Genomic DNA, 18,544 nt, shown 5'->3' with positions numbered 1-18,544 from the left:
ACTGCCGGCCCTTATGGGCGCACGTCTGCGATGTTCCCTGCCGCTTGCTTCAAGTCGCCGGCATCGGGGGCGTTGACCACGCGGTACCTGCCCTCGATGAAGCTGTAGAGGCCGAACGCAACCAGCCCGGCTGCGGCCAAGCCGTAGAGATATGGCCCGAACGGGAGCTGACGGATCCACTCAAGCCCTTCCGACAGACCGCCCGCCTGGTTCGGGTCCACGGTGAACGCGGCGAAGATGAAGAACATGCCGGTGACGGCCAGCAACACCCCTCGGGCAGCCAGGCCAAAGGCGCTCAGCGGATGAAGCACCGCTTCATGCTTAGGCGGCAGCTTGACGCGCTCGCGGTACTTCCCCGAAAGGCCGCGCCAAGCCTGAACGAGGCCGGCGATAATGATGGTGAGTCCAACGGCTCCTACGAGGAACCTGCCGAACGGCTGCTGCATGAGCCAGGCCGACAGGCTCACCTCCCCTGACGAGCCCGAGCCGCCACTGTTGGCCAGCACCAGGCTCACCGCCGCCGCTGCCAGGGACAGGTTGGCGAGTCCGGCTGCGAGTTGCGCGGCGCGCACCGCATAGCCTTTTGCACCACGCCCTTGACCGTCGGCGTCGAAAAACGCCTGGGCGAAGCGCCAGAGAACGTATCCTATGAGGCCGATCGCGACGGCCGCGAGCAGGACCCGTCCAAACGGCTGTTGCAACAAGGTGGACAGAGCACCCTCGGTGCCGGTTTCACCCCCGCCTGCGGAGGAGGCGCCGGTAACGGCGATCGCCCCCAGGATGACATAGACGACGCCACGCGCCGCATAGCCCCAGCGTGCCAGCAGTTCGAACTTGTTGCTCATCCAGATCTCCGCCGAACCGTCAGTTTTCCTGCGCCGCCTGGGCGGCGGTCACCAGCGGGAACGGTATGTCCGGCAGCTCGACCTTGGGTGTCGCGAGCACCGCGACTGCGGACATCAGGAGTGCTGCCTTGAAGAGCGCAACGTAGCGTCGCCGACGAGCGCGATTGAGCACCATCATGACTCTATCCCGCAACTATTCGGAGCCGCCCTGCCGGCGCAGAGCCGCCGTTGATCAAGACCGAGCCGCCCCCATGCACGACCAAGGGTGTCGTTCCAGGTGCGCCGCGTAACAGTGATTTCGTAGTCGATCGTCATCTTCGAGCCTCCGCAGGGAGAACTCGGCTGAGGCCGCAAAGTTTCAGCTAAACCCTTCGGGGCTTTGTGTGAATTTCCTTACGAGTGCTGTCAGGCTCCGGTCAGGTTCGGCGTTGGGAGGCGGACTGGCATGTGTACCGGGCGGCTGCGACAAGCCCTCGTCACGGACGTTCGGACCAGTCCTGCAACGAATGGCGCTGGCTCTCATTAGAGCGAGTCTGAGGCGCTCCGGCGCCGGGGAGCGCCACCATGACCGTCGTCAGCAGCACTGTGGGGCGACCATCCACCTGCCTCTACATCGTGCTGAAGGCTGGAGAAGGCTGGTGGGTCGATCGCGAGGGAAAGGCCTTCGGCCCGTGCGGCACCAAGGATGATGCCGAGGGTGCAGCGTTCAAGCTGATCGAGTTGTTTGGCGATCCGGAGCGTCCCGCCGAGGTGTGGTCACCCGATGACAGCGGGAAGATACAGCTGGTCTGGAGAGGCCGGGTGCAAGGGTAAGCTGATATGGCCTGCCGGGCGGAACGAGCCGACGGCCACTGTCGGCGCAGCGGCCGAACCACCAGAACCAACAAGAGATCGAATGGTGGGTGCGACAGGGATTGAACCTGTGACCCCTGCCGTGTGAAGGCAGTGCTCTCCCGCTGAGCTACGCACCCGCTGCCCGAGGCAGGGAAAAGAGAGATGGTGGGCGTGACAAGGATCGAACTTGTGACCCCTACGATGTCAACGTAGTGCTCTCCCGCTGAGCTACACGCCCATCTCTCCGGGAGAAACGGCAAGCCGCTTCGGTGGCGGGATAGACCATGAAACCGCGGCGGGGGTCAAGGGGGATTGAGCAGGCTGTGGACGCAAATTCCGCCCCCCGAGCCGCAAGGCTGGATTGCGGCCGAGCGATCCTTTCGGGATCAGGCCTTGTTCCGAACACTTTCGGCTGTCATATAGGGCTCATACGTTTTCAGCCTAAGTCGGCTGCCGCTGCCGGTCATCTCCGGTTCCTTGGCTCACTGATCTACCATGCGAACGTTTTAGCCCTCCTGCATGTCGCGGAGGGGAACCGCTCGTTCGCTTCGGCTCCGAGCTTACAAGGAATACCCCCATGGCCACCATCACCGGTACCGTCAAGTTCTTCAACACCACCAAGGGTTTCGGCTTCATCACCCCGGAAACCGGCGGCAAGGACCACTTCGTGCACATCTCGGCTGTCCAGCGCTCGGGCGTCGACGGTCTCTATGAGAACGACAAGGTCACCTACGAGGTCGAGACCGGCCGCGACGGCCGCGAGTCCGCGATCAACCTCATGCTGGTGAAGTAAGCTTCGGCTTCAGACCAAATCCGAAAGGCCGCCCTCTAGGCGGCCTTTTTTGTGTCCGGCGCCAGGCGCTCAGGCGGCGGCGGACTTGCCGATATAGTCCATGACGCAGACGCGGTCGCGGCCGGCATTCTTGGCCTCGTAGAGGCAACGGTCGGCGGCCTTGAACAGATCGTCATAGCTGGCGCACTGGCGGAAGCTTACGCCGCCGACGCTGACGGTGAGGCGGGTGCCGCCGGTCGACGGCAGGGGGAGGCTCTGCACCAGGGTGCGGATGCGTTCGCCGACTTCGACGCCCTGGGCGCGGCTGGCGCCGGGCAGAAATACCCCGAATTCCTCGCCGCCGATGCGGCCGACGAGATCGGTGGGGCGCAGCGCCCCCTTGATGCTGGCAGCCACGCGTTTGAGGGCGGCGTCGCCGATCTGGTGGCCGAAGCGGTCGTTGATCGACTTGAAGTGATCGGCATCGACGATCAGCAGTGTGCCCTGACGGGTGGCGCCGGCACCGTTCACCGGACCGAACCAGCTCTCCACCAGCATGGTGAAGGCGCCGCGGTTGAGCAGTCCGGTCAGGCTGTCGGTCGAGGCCAGCACGGCCAGTTCCTGGTGGGCGATCGCCAGTTGCCGCACTTTCCCCAGCAACAGGAACAGCAGCGGGCCCGCGAGGACGGTGGGCAGCAGGATGTCGACGGTGATGGCGCGCCGGAGCGCCGCCGGGCTGAGATTGGGGAAGTTGAAGGAATCGACGAACAGGGCCGCGCCGATGCACAGCAGGGTGCCGGCAAGGGTGCCGAGCCAGACTCGGGCTTTGCTCCGGACGGACAGGTCGATCATGGTGGCCCAGGCGGGTGGTTCCGCAGGGTCCAACGGGGTGGGTCGAGCGGCGTTGCCCTGGCCGGCGGGCTTCGGCCACCATGGTTGCCGAATGGCTAACAGCGTTGCGGGGCCGATAAACAGGAAGGCCCAGCCAGGAGGTGGAATCTCCAGCTGGGCCCAACCGTCCGATCGGCGAGATCGTCCGGCAATGCGTGCTTAGGCGATAAGCCGCGCCGGCGCAATGCACCTTGCGGTGAGCTCGGTTCAGGCGCCGAGGCGGGAGGAGCTGTCGCCGTGCGGTGGCACGAAGTCGGCCATGGCGTCGAGCTCGGCCATGGCGGCGCGCAGATCGTCGACCGTGGCGGTGACGCCGCTGCCGGAGCGGCGGAGGCCCGGTGCGCCGCGCACGGCGTTGAAATCGGAGAGCCAGAAGGACACGAGCTCGCGGCGCCGCCTCACGGTGAGGCTCATGTCGGCGACGATCTCGCGCGGATGGTAGTAGCCGATCAGGTCGGCGCGGGTGACGCCGTCCTCGACGTCGTCAGTGTCAATTTCGTCGAACCAGGTGTTCGTCCTCATCTATATCCTCGTTGAGCAACATAAATGACGGGCGCCGTCAGGGCGCCCGGACAAACGCTCAAAGCCATGATTTGGTTGAGCTAAATCGATGTGGTCACCTGGGCAGGTGCTGTCAAGGGCGGGACGGGTGCGCGACGGCTACCGCGCTACGGTGGAACCGGTATATGGTATGCCGTGGTATGACCACTTGCTGAACGGCTGCATCCCATGATCCTTGCTGCTGGCGGATTGCGCCGCCTGACCTATCTCGCCGCGGCGCTGGCGACCGGGTGCATGATGACGCTGCTGCTCTATCTCAACAGCGAACTGGCCTGGCATGGCGGGCCGATGTTCGCCTCCTGGACAGCGCACGGTACCGGCATGTTGGCTGGCGTGGTGCTGCTGCTGGTGTGGCGGCAGGCGCGGCCGCAGGCATCTGCGATAGGGGAGCGGGCGCCGGTCTGGGCCTATATGGGCGGCTTCACCGGGGCGGTGAACGTGATGCTGGGCTCGAGCGCGGTCAATCTGGGGCTCGCCATCACCGGAACGCAGGCGATCGGGCTGTCCGGGCAGATGCTGTTCAGCCTCGCGGCGGACAAGTGGGGCCTGCTGGGTCTGCCGCGGCGGCGGCTCGGCTGGCGTGATCTGGTGCCGGCACTGCTGATCGTCAGCGGCAGCCTGATCATCATCCTGTTCGGGGTGGCGTAATGCTGCTGGCCATTGCGTTTGCCGCCAGCTCCGGGCTGCTGGTGGGAATCAACCGGCAGGTTAACGGGCGGCTGGCGCTGTCGACCTCGCCGCTGATGGCGTCGTTCATCAACCACCTGGTGGGGTTCGCGCTGCTGACCGTGGCAGCACTGGTCGGGCTCGGGCAGGTGTTTACCGAAGGGGCGGCGGCGACGCCGTGGTACGCCTATTTCGGCGGACCGATGGGGCTGCTGTTCGTGGCGGTCAGCAGTTGGTTGATCCCGCGGATCGGCGCGGTGCAGATGACGCTGCTCCTGATCAGCGGGCAGATCGTGTCGGGCGTGGTCTTCGACATCGTCCGCGGCGTGCCCGGCTCGCCCGTGGCGCGGGTGATCGGGGTAGCGCTGATCCTCACCGGGGTGGTGATGACGCAGCGGCGGCGGGGCTGAGGCCCGCCATTACCACATGGTCTGGCGGGCGCGCTCGGGCCAGGCCTCGTCATAGGGGCGGCCGCCGACTTCGCCGCGGCTGAGGGTGGCGAGGATATCACCCGGGGTGGGAATATCCGCCGTCGGGATGTGGCGGGCCGGATTCCACAGATCGGAGCGGATCACGGCGCGGGCGCACTGGAAGAACACTTCCTCGATGGTGATGACCACCACGGAGCGGGGCCGCTTTTCCTCGACCGCAAAGCTGTCGAGGAGATCGGGATCGATGCTGATGGTGGCGCGGCCGTTGAGGCGCAGGGTGGTGCCGGAGCCGGGCAGCAGGAACAAGAGCGCACAGCGTGGATCGCGGATGAGGTTGCGCAGGGAATCGATGCGGTTGTTGCCGCGCCGGTCAGGGAGGAGGAGGGTGCGGTCATCGGCGACGCGGACCACCCCGCCGCGATCGCCGCGCGGGGAACAGTCGAGACCTTCGGGGCCGATGGTAGCCAGGGTTGCGAAGGGGCTGAGGTCGACCAGGCGCCGGTATTCGGGGGTAAGCCGGTCGGTGACCTTGACGGTGGAAGCAGCGGCGGGGGCGGGCTGGTAGAGTGCTTCGAGTTGCTCGAGCGAGGTCACGGTGGTCATCGTTCAGCCTGACGTGAAGACGGAGTGGTTGGGACGGGGCGCAGCAAAACCTATATTAGGCAGCAAAGACAGCCCGACAAAGGAGTGACGCCGTGGATGCCCATACCTATCCCGTGACCCGCACCGACGCCGAATGGCGGGCCCGGCTGACCCCCGAACAGTACTACATCATGCGAGAGCACGGCACCGAACGGCCCGGGTCCTGCGCGCTGCTGCACGAGAAGCGGCAGGGCACCTTCACCTGTGCCGGCTGCGATACGCCGCTGTTCCAGTCGACGCTGAAATTCGAAAGCGGCACCGGCTGGCCCAGCTTCAACGATCCGCTGCCGGGTTCGGTCGAGACGGAAACCGACCGCTCCTATGGCATGGTGCGCACGGAAGTGCACTGCGCCACCTGCGGCAGCCATCTGGGGCACGTGTTCCCCGACGGGCCGCCGCCGACGGGGCTGCGCTACTGCATCAACGGGGTGGCGCTGAATTTCCAGCCTGCCGAGTGAGCCGCCACACGCCACGTCCACTGAACGTCACCCTCGGGCCTGACCCGAGGGTGTTTTTGTTTGTGTGGATCGGTGCAAGTGCAGAGCCCTCGGGTCAAGCCCGAGGGTGACGATCGGGGGTGGCGAGCGTCTCGCCCATCACGTCCCGCGGGGCTTGGCGCGATTGGTGGCAGGGGCGGCGAGGGGGTCGTCGGGCCAGGGATGGCGCGGGTAGCGGCCCTTTAGGTCGCGGGCGACGTCGCGCCAGGAGCCGCGCCAGAAGCCGGGCAGATCGCGGGTGGTCTGGATCGGGCGGTGCGCCGGTGAGAGCAGCACGATGAGCAGCGGCACCTTGCCGTTGGCGACCGAGGGGTGGCGGTCGAGACCGAACAGTTCCTGCACGCGAATCTCGAGGGTGGGGCCGTTCTCGCCGGCGTAGTCGATGGGAACGTGGCTGCCCGAGGGGGCAGCGAAATGGCTCGGCAGCAGGCGCTCCATCTCCTGGCGCTGCCCGTAAGGGAGAAGGCCGTCGAGGGCGTTGCCGAGATGGGCGGCGGTGATGTCGGCCAGGCGCGTGAGCCCGGAGATATAGGGCGCGAGCCAGTCGGAGGATTGGGCGAGGGCGCTGTCCGACAGGTCGGGCCAGGCTTCACCGAGATGGGTGCGCAGGAAGCTGGAGCGGCCGCGCAGGGCGAGTTGGTCCTTGCTCCAAGGGAGGGTCGCGACGCGCTCGACGGCGGCTTGGGCGAGGATGCCGCTGGCGGCTTCGGGATCGGGGATGGCGACAGGTTCGTCGGCCAGGACAAGGGCATCGAGCCGGCGCAGGCGCCGGGCGCGGACGCTGCCGGAAGCGGCATCGAAGCTGAGGCGGACATCGCCCTCGATGCGGTGGGCGAAGAGGTCATCGAGGTCGGCGCGATCAAGGGCCGCGGCGCCCCGAATGCGGGCGGTGGCGGCGGCGCCAGTGATCTCGGTGACCACAAGAAATGGCTCGCGGGCGAGGGCATCGGTTTCCTCGAGCGCCGCCTGCCGGCCATTGGCAAGGCGGAAGCGCCCACGGCCACCGGCCTGCTGCGCTATGCGGTCGGGGAAGGCGCGGGCGAGATGGCGGCCCGGCGCCAGCGGTTCGCCTTGGCTGCCACCGGCGGATCGGGCCCAGCGGCGGGCAAGGCTGCGCGCATCCTCGGCGCGGCGCGAGCGGTCGCGGCGGAAAGCGTCGAGCCGGTGGACGAGATCGGTGCCGGTGCCGCCCAGGCCACGCTCGGTGACGAGGACGGCGAGTTCGGCGGCGGTCGCCGCGTCGCCCTCGGCGGCTCCGGCCACCACCATATGGGCGAGGCGCGGATGGAGCGGCAGGCGCGAGAGCTGCCGGCCCATGGCGGTGATGCGGCCTTCCATGTCGAGCGCGTCGAGGCGCTGCAGCAGGGCGACCGCCTCGGCCCAGGCCGGCGCAGGAGGCGGATCGAGGAAGCGCAGTTGCGCCGGATCGGTGACGCCCCAGGCGGCAAGATCGAGGGCGAGGTCGGCAAGGTCGGCGGCGAGGATTTCGGGCGTGTCGAACGGCACCAGGGCGGCGGTCTGCCCCTCGTTCCAGAGGCGGATGCAGACGCCGGGCTCGACACGGCCGGCGCGGCCGCGGCGCTGGTCGGCACCGGCCCGGGAGACGCGGCGGGTCTCGAGCGTCGACAGGCCCGTGGCCGGCTCATAGACCGGCACGCGACGGAAGCCGGAATCGATGACGATGCGGACGCCCTCGATGGTGAGCGACGTCTCGGCGATGGACGTCGCCAGCACCACCTTGCGGCGGCCGGGTTCGGCGGGCCGGATGGCCCGATCCTGCTCGGCAGGCGTGAGCTGGCCGTAGAGTGGGGCAAGGTCGGTGCCGGCCGGAAGTCGGCCCGCCAGCCGTTCGGCGGTGCGGGTGATCTCGCCCTGGCCGGGCAGGAAGACGAGGGCCGAGCCGGGATGGGTGCGGAGCGCCTGCAACGTGGCGGCGGCGACCTGATCTTCGAGGCGCTGCAGGGGATCGGGCGGAGCGTAGAGGGTTTCGACCGGAAAGGCGCGGCCTTCGCTGGCGACCACGGGCGCATCGCCGAGCAGCGTGGCGACGCGGGCGCCGTCGATGGTGGCGGACATGACCACGAGCTTGAGGTCGGGCCGCAAGGCGGTGGCATCGAGCGCCAGGGCGAGGCCGAGATCGCCATCGAGGCTGCGTTCGTGGAACTCGTCGAACAGGACGACGGCGATGCCCGTCAGCTCGGGATCGTCGAGCAGCATGCGGGTGAAGACGCCTTCGGTGACCACTTCGATGCGGGTCCTGGCCGAGACGCGCGAGTCCATGCGGACGCGATAGCCGACGGTCTGACCGACATCTTCGCCCAACAGGCGCGCCATCTGCGCGGCGGCGGCGCGGGCCGCGAGGCGACGGGGTTCGAGCAGAATGATGCGGCCGTCCTTGCGCCAGGGGGCGGGCAGCAAGGCTAGCGGAACGCGGGTGGTCTTGCCGGCGCCGGGCGGGGCGACGAGCACGGCCGCGGAATGCTGATCGAGGGCAGCGAGCAGGCCGGGCAGGGCGTCGTCGATGGGCAGCGGCGGCAGGGACATGGCCGCGGGGATAGCGGGATGAGCATCGGGGAGCAAGCTGCGGGCAGCGCAGTGCGTGGATAGACCCCTCACCCCCGGCCCCTCTCCCCAGAGGGGCGAGGGGAGGTTCGGCGGGTGCCGGTCTTTCGTAGATCTCATCCTGAGCTTGTCGAAAGACGCGGTCGGTAACTCCGCGGCCGCGACCTCGTGGTTCGACAGGCTCACCATGAGGTCTAGTGGGGGTGCGGTGTGCGTGGCTCCACCCCACCCTCATTCGCTCCCCACCAAGGGGACGGAGACGCAGGGGGAAGTTCCTGTGTTCCAAGGCGAGAGAAGCTGATGTTCATCGTCTCCCTCCCCCTTGAGGGGAGGGATCAAGGGTGGGGGTGTCGGCGGCAGAGCATGCCGGGCGGTCTGTGTATGCCGCGGCGACGACACCCCCACCCCCACCCTTGTAACTTGGGGTCGCCATCCTGTGGTAGGGTTGGCGCTGCGGTGATGCGGGACAGCTCGACCCACCCAGGGGCAGTTCAGCTCGAAGGGGAGCAAGGGGCGTCCCGCATCGATCCATCGATCCCGAACAGTCGCCGGGGCCGCAAGGCGAGCCCGATTAGGCAAGGAGGGGACAAGATGGAGATCACCGTTGGCATCGATGTGAGCAAGACGCGGCTGGATGTGCATGTGCAGCCCGCCGGAGAAGGCTTTGCAGTGGGCAATGACGAAGCGGGGGTGGCGGAACTGCTGGATCGGCTGGGCCGGTTGGATGGGCTTGCTGGCATCGGCCTGGAAGCCTCCGGGCGGCATGAACGCCTGGCGGCGGCGGCACTGGCGGCAGCACGCCTGCCGGTGGTGGTACTCAATCCTGCCCAGGTCCGGCACTATGCGCAGGCGCTCGGGCTAAGAGCCAAGACCGACCCCATCGACGCCCGGGTCATCGCCCTGTTCATGGCGGCTGTGCGGCCTCCTATCCGAGCCATAGCTGACGCGGCCACGACCGAGCTCGAAGCGCTGATGGCGCGGCGGCGGCAGCTGGTGGTCATGCTGGTGGCGGAACGGGCGCGCCGGGCTCAGGCCCAGCCCGGACCAGTCCGGCTGTCATTGGCCCGCGTCGTTACTACTCTGGAAGCCGACCTCAAGGAGTTGGACGCCCACATCGACAAGACTGTGCGCGGCACCCCGGTGTGGCGCGACAAGGAGGATCTGCTCGCCTCCGTAACCGGCATTGGCAAGACCATCGCCCGAACCTTGCTGGCCGAACTGCCCGAGCTTGGCCACCTCTCGCCCAAGCAGATCGCCGCTCTCGCCGGGCTGGCACCCTATACCCGGCAGTCCGGCCGCTGGCGGGGCAGAAGCTTCATCAGCGGCGGGCGATCAGCCGTCCGTGCCGCCTTGTTCATGGGGGCAATGGTCGCAGCCCGCCACAACCCCATGCTGAAGGCCTTCCGCGACCGGCTGGTGGCAGCCGGCAAGCCCAAGCTCGTCGCCGTTATCGCAACCGCTCGCAAACTCCTCGTCATACTCAACGCCATCATCCGAGACCAAAAGCCGTGGACACACGCTTGACTATCAAGACAGTCGCTCCCCTCAAGGGGGAGGGGGGAGGAGAGATCGGGGCGGCAACGAGACCGGAGGAGTCGCGTTTCCCGCGAAGCAGCGAGGGTGCACTTTGGCCAATCACGGCGATATCCGGATAGGGGTTTCGGGGTGGACCTATCGGCCGTGGCGGGGGAATTTCTATCCCAAGGGGGTGGCGCAGAAGCGGGAGCTGCAGTTTGCGGCGCGGCAGTTCAATGCGCTCGAAATCAACGGCACCTTCTATGGGATGCAGACGCCGAAGGCGTTCCGGCAATGGGCCGAGGCGGTGCCGGAAGGGTTCGTGTTTGCGGTCAAGGGACCGCGCTACCTGACGCATATGCTGAAGCTGACCAATCCGGAGCCGCCGCTGGCGAATTTCTTTGCTTCGGGGCCGCTGGCCATGGGCGCGACGCTGGGGCCGATCCTGTGGCAGTTTCCCGAGCGGTTCGCGTTCAATCCGGAGCGGATCGAAGCGTTCTTCCGGCTGTTGCCGCGGGACACGGCGGAGGCCGCAGAGCTGGCGCGGCGGCACGACGGGCGGCTGAAGGCGCCGGCGGAGTTCGGCGATGGCTCGGTGCGGCCGATCCGGCACGCCATGGAGATCCGCAGCGAGAGTTTTCGCGACCCGGCGTTCATCGAGCTGTCGCGGCGCTACCGGGTGGCGCTGGTGTGTGCCGACACGGTGGACTGGCCGCTGCTGATGGATGTGACGGCAGACTTCGTTTATTGCCGGCTGCACGGATCGGTCGAACTCTACAATTCCGGCTATTCCGACGCAGAGCTGGACATCTGGGCCGAGCGGGTGCGGAACTGGTCGGTGGGCGCGGCAACGGACGGCCATTTCGTCACCGCGCCGACCGAGGATGGGGTGGCGCGGGACGTGTTCGTGTTCTTCGACAACACCGACAAGCTGATGGCGCCGGGCGATGCGCGCGGATTGATGCGGCGGCTGGAGGTCGAGTGGGAAGCTTGAGTGCGCCAAAGCCACCTCATCCGTCTCGGCCTGCGGCCGATCCACCTTCTCCCGCTAGGGGAGAAGGGAGCACCGAACACCTGGCAAGCGCGATGCCCCCCTTCTCCCCTCCGTGGGAGAAGGTGCCCGAAGGGCGGATGAGGGGCGCTGAGTGATGTCTGCAAACAGGAGAAGCCAATGGAGCTCGTGACCATCGCCAATGACCAACTCACGGTGACAGTGTCGCCGCTCGGGGCGGAGATGCAGTCGCTGGTGACGGCGGATGGGCGGAACTGGCTGTGGTCGGGCGATCCGGCGGTGTGGAGCGGGCGATCGCCGATCCTGTTTCCGATGGTGGGGCGGGCGCCGGACGATCAGGTGTCGATCGAGGGCAAGCGCTACGGGATGAACCAGCACGGCTTTGCGCGGCGCAGCCCGTTTGCCTTGGCGGAGCAGAGCGCCGTGGCCTGTCGGTTCGTGCTGGAAGCCAGTGACGCGACACGGGCGGTGTATCCGTTCGAGTTTGCGCTGAGGGTGGAGCACCGGCTGGAGGGACGAGCCGTGGTGGTGACGGCGGAGGTGGAGAACCGCGACCACCGGCCGATGCCGTTCGGGATCGGGTTTCATCCGGCCTTTGCCTGGCCGCTGCCGGGCGCGGCGGGAGAGCACAAGGTGTGGCTCGACAATGGCGGGGAACCGGCGCTGGTGCGGCTGAGCGGCGGGCTGGTGAAGCCGGAGGGGCTGCCGAGCCCCTTCCGGCGCGGCGAGCTGACGCTCGCGCGGGAGATGTTCGAGGCGGACGCGATGCTGCTCCCGGAGGGCGCCGGGACGGGCGCGCGGTATGGGACTGACGCGACGCAGGTGCATCTGAGCTGGGAAAACCTGCCGAATTTCGCGGTGTGGAGCAAGCCGGGGCCGTTTGTGTGCCTTGAGCCGTGGCATGGCACGGCGGCGGAGGTGGGCGGTTCGGATGCGCTCGAGGAGCGGCCCTATACGGAGGTGCTCGGACCGGGGGCGGTCGGGCGGTATGCGATGCGGGTGGAGGTGGTGGGGTAACCTTGTTGCCAGGTGACTGGTGGCCGCGACCTCGTGGTTCGACAGGCTCACCATGAGGTGTACGAGAATACCGCGCTCGCATAGACCTCATCCTGAGCCTGTCGAAGGAGGAGGTCGCGGGCACGGCTCTGCGCGCACCTACTCCGCGGCGCCGCGTTCTTCGATCATGGTGTCGGGGCCATTGGGGTCGCCGGGGGCAGTTTCGGCGCCGAGGTCGGGGAAGGCGACGACGCGGTTCTGGCGGAAATCGAGGCGGATGACGACGAGACCGCGTTCCTCGAACCAGGCGACGAGGCGGCGCGCGCGGCTGGCCGAATGGGTGCCGTAGATGCGGGCGAGGGTCGCGTCGGACGGACAGGGTGCGCCGGTGAGGGCGGCTTGAGCCAGCACCAGGAACACGCCCTGGACGTCGTCGGTCAGGGTTTCGCTCAGTGCCAGCGCCTGCTGCCAGCCATCGGACTGGGCAATGTCCGCCTCCGGCGCGACACGGGCGATGGCGAGGCGGCGCTTGAAGGCGTTGAGCGCGGGCGGCTCGCCGGGGATGCGGCGGATGCGGCAGCGGACCAGGAAATCCTGGTAGAGCACGGCGGTGGTGCGGAAGCCGGCGTCCGGGTCGGCCAGCAATTCGGCCATGACGTCGTCGATCTGCTTGTCGCGCTCGGCCTCGTCGATCTCGGGGAACAGCGACTGCGGCGCCTCTTCGGCCTGCGGGCGGGCGCGGGCGACTTGGGCCAGGAGCTCGTTGGTCGAAGGCGGCGGCGGTGGCGGCGGGCGGCGCACGACCGGACGGGCGGCCTCTTCCGCGGCGCCGGTGAAGATCAGATCGGCGGCATCGGCAGGGGCATCGGGCAGCGGGGTGAGCTTGGGGCTGGACGAGCGGGCGGAGGTCTCGACGCTGCCGATGACGATGGGCAGCGGCCGGCGGGAAACGGCGGGCCCGAGGGCGACGAAGTGACCGCGGGCGAGGTCGCGGAACTGCTCGGCCTGCCGCCGCTCCATGCCGAGAAGGTCGGCGGCGCGGGCCATGTCGATATCGAGGAAGGTGCGGCCCATCAGGAAGTTGGAGGCTTCCGCTGCAACGTTCTTGGCGAGCTTGGCAAGGCGCTGGGTGGCGATGACGCCGGCAAGGCCACGCTTGCGGCCGCGGCACATGAGGTTGGTCATGGCGCCGAGCGAGAGTTTGCGCGCTTCGTCGGAGACCTCGCCGGCCGCGGCGGGGGCGAAGAGCTGAGCTTCGTCCACCACGACGAGCATCGGGTACCAGAAGTCGCGATCCGCATCGAACAGGCCGCCGAGGAAGGCCGCGGCGGCGCGCATCTGCTGCTCGACGTCGAGGCCCTCGAGGTTGAGGACGACCGACACGCGGTGCTGGCGGACGCGACCGGCGATGCGGGTGAGTTCGGCTTCGGTGCGGGTGGCATCGACCACGAGGTGGCCGAACTTGTCGGCGAGGGTGACGAAATCCCCTTCCGGATCGACGACGCATTGCTGCACCCAGGGGGCGGATTGCTCGAGGAGGCGCCGCAGCAGGTGCGACTTGCCGGAGCCGGAATTGCCCTGCACCAGCAGACGGGTGGCCAGCAGCTCCTCGAGGTCGAGGTTGGCCGGGCCGTGGCCGGCGGCTTTCCCCATGTCGATGGCGACCTGCACTACACACTCTCCGCTGGCGTGTCGGCCAGGCGGGGCAACACGCACGTCACTCGAACCGGAGTGGGTTAGCACATCGGTAACGATTCGCGGCAGGTGCGGGTGGGGGATTCACAGGGGGTTGAGCGGGTGGGGAGAACCCCTCACCCCCGACCCCTCTCCCCGGAGGGGCGAGGGGAGGGTGGGTTCTCACGCGGGCTTGCGGGCGATGAGGAAGAGGGCGGCGTTGGGCTTGGGGCGCCAGTCGTGCTCGATGGTGAAGCCGGCGCCGGTGATGCTGTGGCGCAGTTGCGCCGGGGTCATGATGTCGAGCTGCGGCAGCTTGCCGAGGGCGCGGCCGAGCGGGGCGATGTAGCGGATGAAGCGGAAGGGCGTGTCGCCGAGGCAGGCGGTGCTGGAGACGAACAGGCCACCGGGCTTGAGGATGTGATGGACCTTGCGGATCACGGCATCGCGGTCGGCGAGGAGGTGGAGGACCGACAGGGCCAGCACCATGTCATAGCGCGCCGGCGGGAGGGCCATGCTGGTGATGTCGCCCTGCTCGAAGGTGACGTTGTCGATCCCGGCCGCCTCGGCTTTGCCGCGGGCGATCTCCAGCATGCGCTGGGAAAAGTCGACGGCGTGAATGTGGCGGACATGCGGGGCGTGAAGGAGGGCGGTGGAGCCGGTGCCGCAGCCGAACTCGAACAGTTCCATGTCCGGCCGGAAGCGGCGGCGGGTCTCGGCCAGCTTGGCCTCGTAGGCCGCCTCATCGGCGATCGGATCGGTCGCATAGCGGTCGGCGATGTTGTTCCAGAAGGCAGCAGATTCAGCCATGGCGTGGCTCCGTTGATGGACTGCACCATAGCGCGACCGACGCTTCAGCGAAATTGCATGGAACGGCAGAAGCGATATACATCCATGTATGGATGCCGCGGACTGGAATCACATCAAGGCCTTGCTGGCGGTGCTCGAAGCCGGCTCATTGTCCGCGGCGGCGCGGCAGCTTGGACTGGCGCAGCCAACGCTCGGTCGCCAAATCGCGGCGCTGGAGCGATCGCTGGGAGTGACGCTGTTCGAGCGCGCCGGGCGCTCGCTGCTGCCGACGGAAGCGGCGCGGCAGCTTGGGGCGCATGCGCGCGAGATGGGGCAGGCGGCGGCCCGGCTGATGCTCGCCGCCACGGCGCAATCCGAGGCCATTGAGGGGCAGGTTCGGGTCGCGGCGAGCGACGCGGTGGCCGCCCATGTGCTGCCACCGGTGCTGCGGCACCTGCGGCAGGTGGCGGCCGGGATCACGGTGGATGTGGTGGCCTCCAACAGCATCAGCGATCTGACGCGAAGGGAGGCGGACATCGCCATCCGCCATGTGCAGCCGACCGAGCCGGAGCTGATCGGGCGCCGGATGCCGGACGATCATGCGGGGCTGTTTGCGACGGGCGCCTATCTCGACAGCATCGGGCGGCCGCGGACTGGCGCCGAACTGGCAAAACGGGCGGAGTTCATCGGCTTCCTCGATTTCGGCGGCGAGGCCAACCGGCTGCTTGCGGCGGAACTGACGGCGCGCGGGGTGCCGATGACACCAACGCAGTTCGCCCGCTCGACGGAGGGGGCGGTGGCGTGGGAGTGGGTGCGCCGCGGCCTAGGCGTCGGCGTCATGCAACTGGCCGTCGCGGCGGCGACGCCGGAGGTGGAGCCGGTGCTGCCGGAGGTGGTGCAGATCCCCATCCCGGTCTGGTTGGTGACGCACCGGGAGGTCAGGACCAGCCGGAGGATCCGGCTGGTCTTCGATGTCCTGGCAGAGGCGCTGGCGCAACTGCCCGGCGGGCCGACTAGAGCTTGACCAGCGTGTCGACCTTCACCGGCAGGCCGGTGGCGAAGGACTGGTTGGCGGCGATGCCGGTCAGAATCGACAGCGCGCCGTCGCGGTGATTGGCGCCGTAGCCGGGTCGGGGGGTGGCGTTGCCGAAGATTTCCTCGAGCATGATCTTGTCGCCGCCGCCATGACCACCCTCGCCGTGCTTGACCGGCACCTGCCGCGCTTCCCCGTGCAGCGGGAAGTGGTAGAGCTTGACGCCCTTGGCGGCGCCTTCGGTGTCGGAGGTCGAGCCGGCATTGATGTAGCTGGTCTCGTGCACGGTGAGCTCGAGCCGGCCGCCGGTGCCGTTGATGGCGACGTTGAAGCCTTCCCAAGGCGCATAGGCGTAGAGCGAATAGGTCATCACCGCCTTGTTGCGGTAACGGACCATGACGTTCATCGTGTCTTCGATGGAAATGCCGTCGCCGAACACGTTCTGATCGCGCTGATAGCCGTCTTCCTTCTCGGCCTCCCAGTAGAGGCCCTTCTGGACCGGATTGCTGGTGAGGTCGATCGCGAAGGGATCATCCTTGGCCGCTTCGACGCCCGTGGTGCGGGTGTAAGGGGTGTAGACGCCACGGGATTCGGCATTGGCGCGGCCGTAGAACTTGAGGTCGCCCATGCCGAACACGGTGTCGGGCTGCGAGCCGAGCCAGAAGTTGACGAGGTCGAAGTGGTGGGTCGACTTGTGGACCATCAGCCCGCCCGAATTGCGCTTGTCGCGGTGCCAGCGGCGGAAATAGTCGGCGCCGTGGCGGGTATCGAGCAGCCACTCGAAATGCACCGACGTCGGGGTGCCGATGGCGCCTTCGGCGATCAGCTCGCGCAGGGCGGAGTTGTGCGGGGCATAGCGGTAGTTGAAGGTGACGCGGACGTCGCGGCCGGTGCGCTCGACGGCATCGAGGATCGCCTGGCACTTCTCGCTGTCGGTGGTCATCGGCTTTTCGGTGATGACGTCGCAGCCGGCCTCGAGCGCAGCAATGATGTAGAAGTGGTGGGTGCGGTCGATGGAGGTGACGATCACCGTGTCGGGCTTCTGCTCGGTGAGCATCCTGGCAAAATCGCCGGCCTTGTAGGTGGGCACGGGGGTGCCGGAGAGCTCCTGCTCGATCACCCGGTTGGTGAAATCCATGCGCGTCTGATTGGTGTCGCACAGGGCGACGAGCCGGGATTGTTCGCGATGCGGCCCCAGGATGGCTTCGTAAAACATCCGTGCCCGACCGCCGGTGCCCACGATGGCGTAGGTCTTGGCCATAGATTCTCTCCGGTCTCGATATCCACAATGCGCCGATCCAGCTGGCGCGCGGAAAGGCTCTACCATACAAGATTGCGAAGACGTACACTTTCTTTGCACGTCCTTTCCGTCAATGGTGAAGGACGAAACACAGGCGGCGAGGGGCACGGTGAACGACAGCTACGAGGGGACCATGGCGCTGCGCGTCGTCGATGCGCTGCGCGACGAGATCATCACCATGGCGCTGAAGCCCGGTGACGTGATCTCGGAAAGCGATATCGCCGCCCGCTACGGGGTGTCGCGCCAGCCGGTGCGCGAAGCCTTCATCCGCCTGGCGCAGCAAGGCCTGCTGCTGATCCGGCCGAAACGCGCCACGGTGGTGAAGAAGATCTCGCCCGAAGGGGTGCGCCAGTCGCGCTTCATCCGCGAATCGATCGAGGTCGAGATCGTGCGGCGGGTGGCCGGCAATCCCGGCGAGGACACGGCGGCGGTGCTCGAGGCGCTGATCGCGGACCAGGAGAAGGCGTCGGCGGCCGGCGATTCGCGACGCTTCCACACGCTCGATGAACTGTTCCACCGCACGCTCGCCCGCTTGGCGGGGGTGGAATATGCCTGGCAGCTCATCGACGATCACAAGATGCAGCTCGACCGGGTGCGCTATCTGACGCTGGGGGCGAGTTCGAGCCAGCGCGCCATCAGTGAGCACAAGGCCATTGCCGAGGCGGTGACCAAGGGTGACGCCGCGGCAGCCGAGGCGGCGATGCGGGCGCACCTGGCCCGTGCCGAGGTGCTGCTGACGCAGACCATCGCCGAGCGTCCGGACTATTTCGAGTAGCGCAATCGCAGCCGCTGGAGTGGACAGCGGTCGGCACGCCCCTTATGTAATTCATTAAGTTACATAAGAGGTCGCGATGCCTGACGACAGGATGCCCGCTTTCGGCGCGAGCCATGCCCGCCTTTATGCCGAGGGGCCGCCGCGGCAGGTGCCGGGCTTCGACGGGCTGCACCGGATGACCTCGCAACTGCTCGCCGAGCGGGTGCCCGCGGAAGGGCGTGTACTGGTGGTCGGCGCCGGCGGTGGCCTCGAACTCAGGATGCTGGCCGACGCGCATGCAGGGTGGCGCTTTACCGGCGTCGACCCCTCGGCGGACATGCTCCGCGCGGCTGAGGCGCAGGTGGCGGTGCATGCCGGCAGGATGGAGCTGGTGGAGGGCTATATCGAGGCGGCGCCAATGGGCCCGTTCGATGGGGCGACCTGCCTTCTCACCATGCATTTCGTGCCGGCCGAGCAGCGCCTGCCGACCCTGAAAGCCGTGCGGGAGCGGCTGCGGCCGGGAGCGCCCTTCGTCATGGCTCATCTCAGCTTCACGCAGGCAGAGCCGGAGCGCTCGCATTGGATTCGCCGCCATATCGCCTTCGGTGGCGGCGATCCGCAGTCCGAGGCGGCCGTTGAAGCGATGCGGACGCGGCTGACCGTGTTGCCGCCCGAGGAGGAGGAGGCGCTGCTGCGTGAGGCCGGCTTCGACGGCGTCAGCCTGTTCTATGCCGGGCTGAGCTTTCGCGGCTGGGTGGCCTATGCCTAGG

General features: G+C 67.8%; 20 protein-coding genes and 2 tRNA genes. 11 read left to right on the top strand and 11 right to left on the bottom strand.

Features of this window, described 5'->3' with window-relative positions:
• Positions 1-11: 11 nt before the first annotated feature.
• Both ACFSX5_RS06440 and ACFSX5_RS06435 read right to left on the bottom strand, forming a co-directional pair.
• Positions 12-845: a DUF1206 domain-containing protein gene (locus tag ACFSX5_RS06440; protein ID WP_386832461.1), complete on the bottom strand. Its 834-nt coding sequence runs from the start codon at positions 843-845 to the stop codon at positions 12-14.
• 19 nt (positions 846-864) lie between these two features.
• A complete protein-coding gene (locus ACFSX5_RS06435) occupies positions 865-1,023 on the bottom strand; it encodes a hypothetical protein (RefSeq protein WP_386832460.1) in 159 nt (52 codons plus the stop codon).
• Positions 1,024-1,409: 386 nt separating this feature from the next.
• Here ACFSX5_RS06435 and ACFSX5_RS06430 point away from each other — a divergent pair, with 386 nt between their 5' ends.
• Entirely contained in the window at positions 1,410-1,658 is a 249-nt protein-coding gene (locus tag ACFSX5_RS06430) for a hypothetical protein (protein WP_386832459.1), read from the top strand.
• Positions 1,659-1,741: 83 nt separating this feature from the next.
• Here ACFSX5_RS06430 and ACFSX5_RS06425 read toward each other — a convergent pair.
• Together ACFSX5_RS06425 and ACFSX5_RS06420 are read right to left on the bottom strand one after the other, a co-directional pair.
• Positions 1,742-1,816 (bottom strand) — tRNA-Val (locus ACFSX5_RS06425).
• A 26-nt stretch (positions 1,817-1,842) separates the two neighbouring features.
• A tRNA-Val gene (locus tag ACFSX5_RS06420) sits at positions 1,843-1,917 on the bottom strand.
• Positions 1,918-2,256: 339 nt separating this feature from the next.
• Here ACFSX5_RS06420 and ACFSX5_RS06415 point away from each other — a divergent pair.
• Entirely contained in the window at positions 2,257-2,472 is a 216-nt protein-coding gene (locus tag ACFSX5_RS06415) for a cold-shock protein (protein WP_386832458.1), read from the top strand.
• Between the two features lie 69 nt (positions 2,473-2,541).
• On the opposite strand, the gene ACFSX5_RS06410 is transcribed toward ACFSX5_RS06415, so the two are convergent.
• Together ACFSX5_RS06410 and ACFSX5_RS06405 are read right to left on the bottom strand one after the other, a co-directional pair.
• Complete coding sequence (locus tag ACFSX5_RS06410) at positions 2,542-3,303, bottom strand: GGDEF domain-containing protein (RefSeq protein ID WP_386832457.1); 762 nt, start codon at positions 3,301-3,303, stop codon at positions 2,542-2,544.
• A 246-nt stretch (positions 3,304-3,549) separates the two neighbouring features.
• The gene (locus tag ACFSX5_RS06405; protein WP_386832456.1) at positions 3,550-3,864 is read right to left on the bottom strand and encodes a hypothetical protein; all 315 of its coding nucleotides are present in this window, start codon (positions 3,862-3,864) and stop codon (positions 3,550-3,552) included.
• Positions 3,865-4,071: 207 nt separating this feature from the next.
• On the opposite strand from ACFSX5_RS06405, the gene ACFSX5_RS06400 reads away from it, so the two are divergent.
• Together ACFSX5_RS06400 and ACFSX5_RS06395 are read left to right on the top strand one after the other, a co-directional pair.
• Entirely contained in the window at positions 4,072-4,551 is a 480-nt protein-coding gene (locus tag ACFSX5_RS06400; RefSeq protein WP_386832455.1) for a DMT family transporter, read from the top strand.
• Positions 4,551-4,979 carry a DMT family transporter gene (locus tag ACFSX5_RS06395; RefSeq protein ID WP_386832454.1) on the top strand — a complete coding sequence of 143 codons (429 nt, stop codon included), beginning with the start codon at positions 4,551-4,553 and terminating at the stop codon, positions 4,977-4,979. Before ACFSX5_RS06400 ends, ACFSX5_RS06395 begins: the two co-directional genes overlap by 1 nt.
• 9 nt (positions 4,980-4,988) lie before the next feature.
• Here ACFSX5_RS06395 and ACFSX5_RS06390 read toward each other — a convergent pair whose 3' ends face one another.
• Positions 4,989-5,603 carry a pyridoxamine 5'-phosphate oxidase family protein gene (locus tag ACFSX5_RS06390; protein WP_386832453.1) on the bottom strand — a complete coding sequence of 205 codons (615 nt, stop codon included), beginning with the start codon at positions 5,601-5,603 and terminating at the stop codon, positions 4,989-4,991.
• A 92-nt stretch (positions 5,604-5,695) separates the two neighbouring features.
• Here ACFSX5_RS06390 and msrB point away from each other — a divergent pair, with 92 nt between their 5' ends.
• Positions 5,696-6,100 (top strand): peptide-methionine (R)-S-oxide reductase MsrB, encoded by a 405-nt coding sequence (gene msrB, locus ACFSX5_RS06385; protein ID WP_386832452.1) that lies wholly within the window; start codon positions 5,696-5,698, stop codon positions 6,098-6,100.
• Positions 6,101-6,238: 138 nt separating this feature from the next.
• Here the strand turns inward: msrB and hrpB are convergent, their stop codons facing one another.
• Positions 6,239-8,683 carry an ATP-dependent helicase HrpB gene (hrpB, locus tag ACFSX5_RS06380; RefSeq protein ID WP_386832451.1) on the bottom strand — a complete coding sequence of 815 codons (2,445 nt, stop codon included), beginning with the start codon at positions 8,681-8,683 and terminating at the stop codon, positions 6,239-6,241.
• A 609-nt stretch (positions 8,684-9,292) separates the two neighbouring features.
• On the opposite strand from hrpB, the gene ACFSX5_RS06375 reads away from it, so the two are divergent.
• From ACFSX5_RS06375 to ACFSX5_RS06365, 3 genes are all read left to right on the top strand, one after another.
• On the top strand, positions 9,293-10,225 hold the full coding sequence (locus tag ACFSX5_RS06375; protein ID WP_386832450.1) for an IS110 family transposase: 933 nt from the start codon (positions 9,293-9,295) through the stop codon (positions 10,223-10,225).
• Positions 10,226-10,328: 103 nt separating this feature from the next.
• Positions 10,329-11,210 carry a DUF72 domain-containing protein gene (locus ACFSX5_RS06370; protein ID WP_386832449.1) on the top strand — a complete coding sequence of 294 codons (882 nt, stop codon included), beginning with the start codon at positions 10,329-10,331 and terminating at the stop codon, positions 11,208-11,210.
• Positions 11,211-11,387: 177 nt separating this feature from the next.
• On the top strand, positions 11,388-12,245 hold the full coding sequence (locus ACFSX5_RS06365; RefSeq protein WP_386832448.1) for an aldose 1-epimerase family protein: 858 nt from the start codon (positions 11,388-11,390) through the stop codon (positions 12,243-12,245).
• Between the two features lie 138 nt (positions 12,246-12,383).
• Here the strand turns inward: ACFSX5_RS06365 and ACFSX5_RS06360 are convergent, their stop codons facing one another.
• A complete protein-coding gene (locus tag ACFSX5_RS06360; protein ID WP_386832447.1) occupies positions 12,384-13,895 on the bottom strand; it encodes a helicase HerA domain-containing protein in 1,512 nt (503 codons plus the stop codon).
• A 186-nt stretch (positions 13,896-14,081) separates the two neighbouring features.
• A complete protein-coding gene (locus ACFSX5_RS06355; RefSeq protein ID WP_386832446.1) occupies positions 14,082-14,708 on the bottom strand; it encodes a class I SAM-dependent DNA methyltransferase in 627 nt (208 codons plus the stop codon).
• Positions 14,709-14,796: 88 nt separating this feature from the next.
• Here ACFSX5_RS06355 and ACFSX5_RS06350 point away from each other — a divergent pair, with 88 nt between their 5' ends.
• Positions 14,797-15,711 carry a LysR family transcriptional regulator gene (locus tag ACFSX5_RS06350; RefSeq protein WP_386832445.1) on the top strand — a complete coding sequence of 305 codons (915 nt, stop codon included), beginning with the start codon at positions 14,797-14,799 and terminating at the stop codon, positions 15,709-15,711.
• Here ACFSX5_RS06350 and ACFSX5_RS06345 read toward each other — a convergent pair.
• Complete coding sequence (locus tag ACFSX5_RS06345) at positions 15,701-16,981, bottom strand: Gfo/Idh/MocA family oxidoreductase (protein ID WP_386832444.1); 1,281 nt, start codon at positions 16,979-16,981, stop codon at positions 15,701-15,703. The two genes, ACFSX5_RS06350 and ACFSX5_RS06345, sit on opposite strands and share 11 nt — an antisense overlap.
• Before the next feature lie 148 nt (positions 16,982-17,129).
• Between ACFSX5_RS06345 and ACFSX5_RS06340 the strand changes: the two genes are divergently transcribed.
• Positions 17,130-17,795, top strand: coding sequence for a GntR family transcriptional regulator (locus ACFSX5_RS06340; RefSeq protein ID WP_386832443.1), 666 nt, complete (start codon positions 17,130-17,132; stop codon positions 17,793-17,795).
• Positions 17,796-17,871: 76 nt separating this feature from the next.
• Positions 17,872-18,543, top strand: a complete 672-nt coding sequence (locus tag ACFSX5_RS06335; RefSeq protein ID WP_386832442.1) for a class I SAM-dependent methyltransferase — start codon at positions 17,872-17,874, stop codon at positions 18,541-18,543.
• Position 18,544 lies beyond the last annotated feature (1 nt).

Origin of the sequence: Devosia albogilva, assembly GCF_042685625.1 — a bacterium.
Lineage (GTDB): Bacteria > Pseudomonadota > Alphaproteobacteria > Rhizobiales > Devosiaceae > Devosia > Devosia albogilva.
This window is presented reverse-complemented; position numbering and strand designations above follow the sequence as displayed.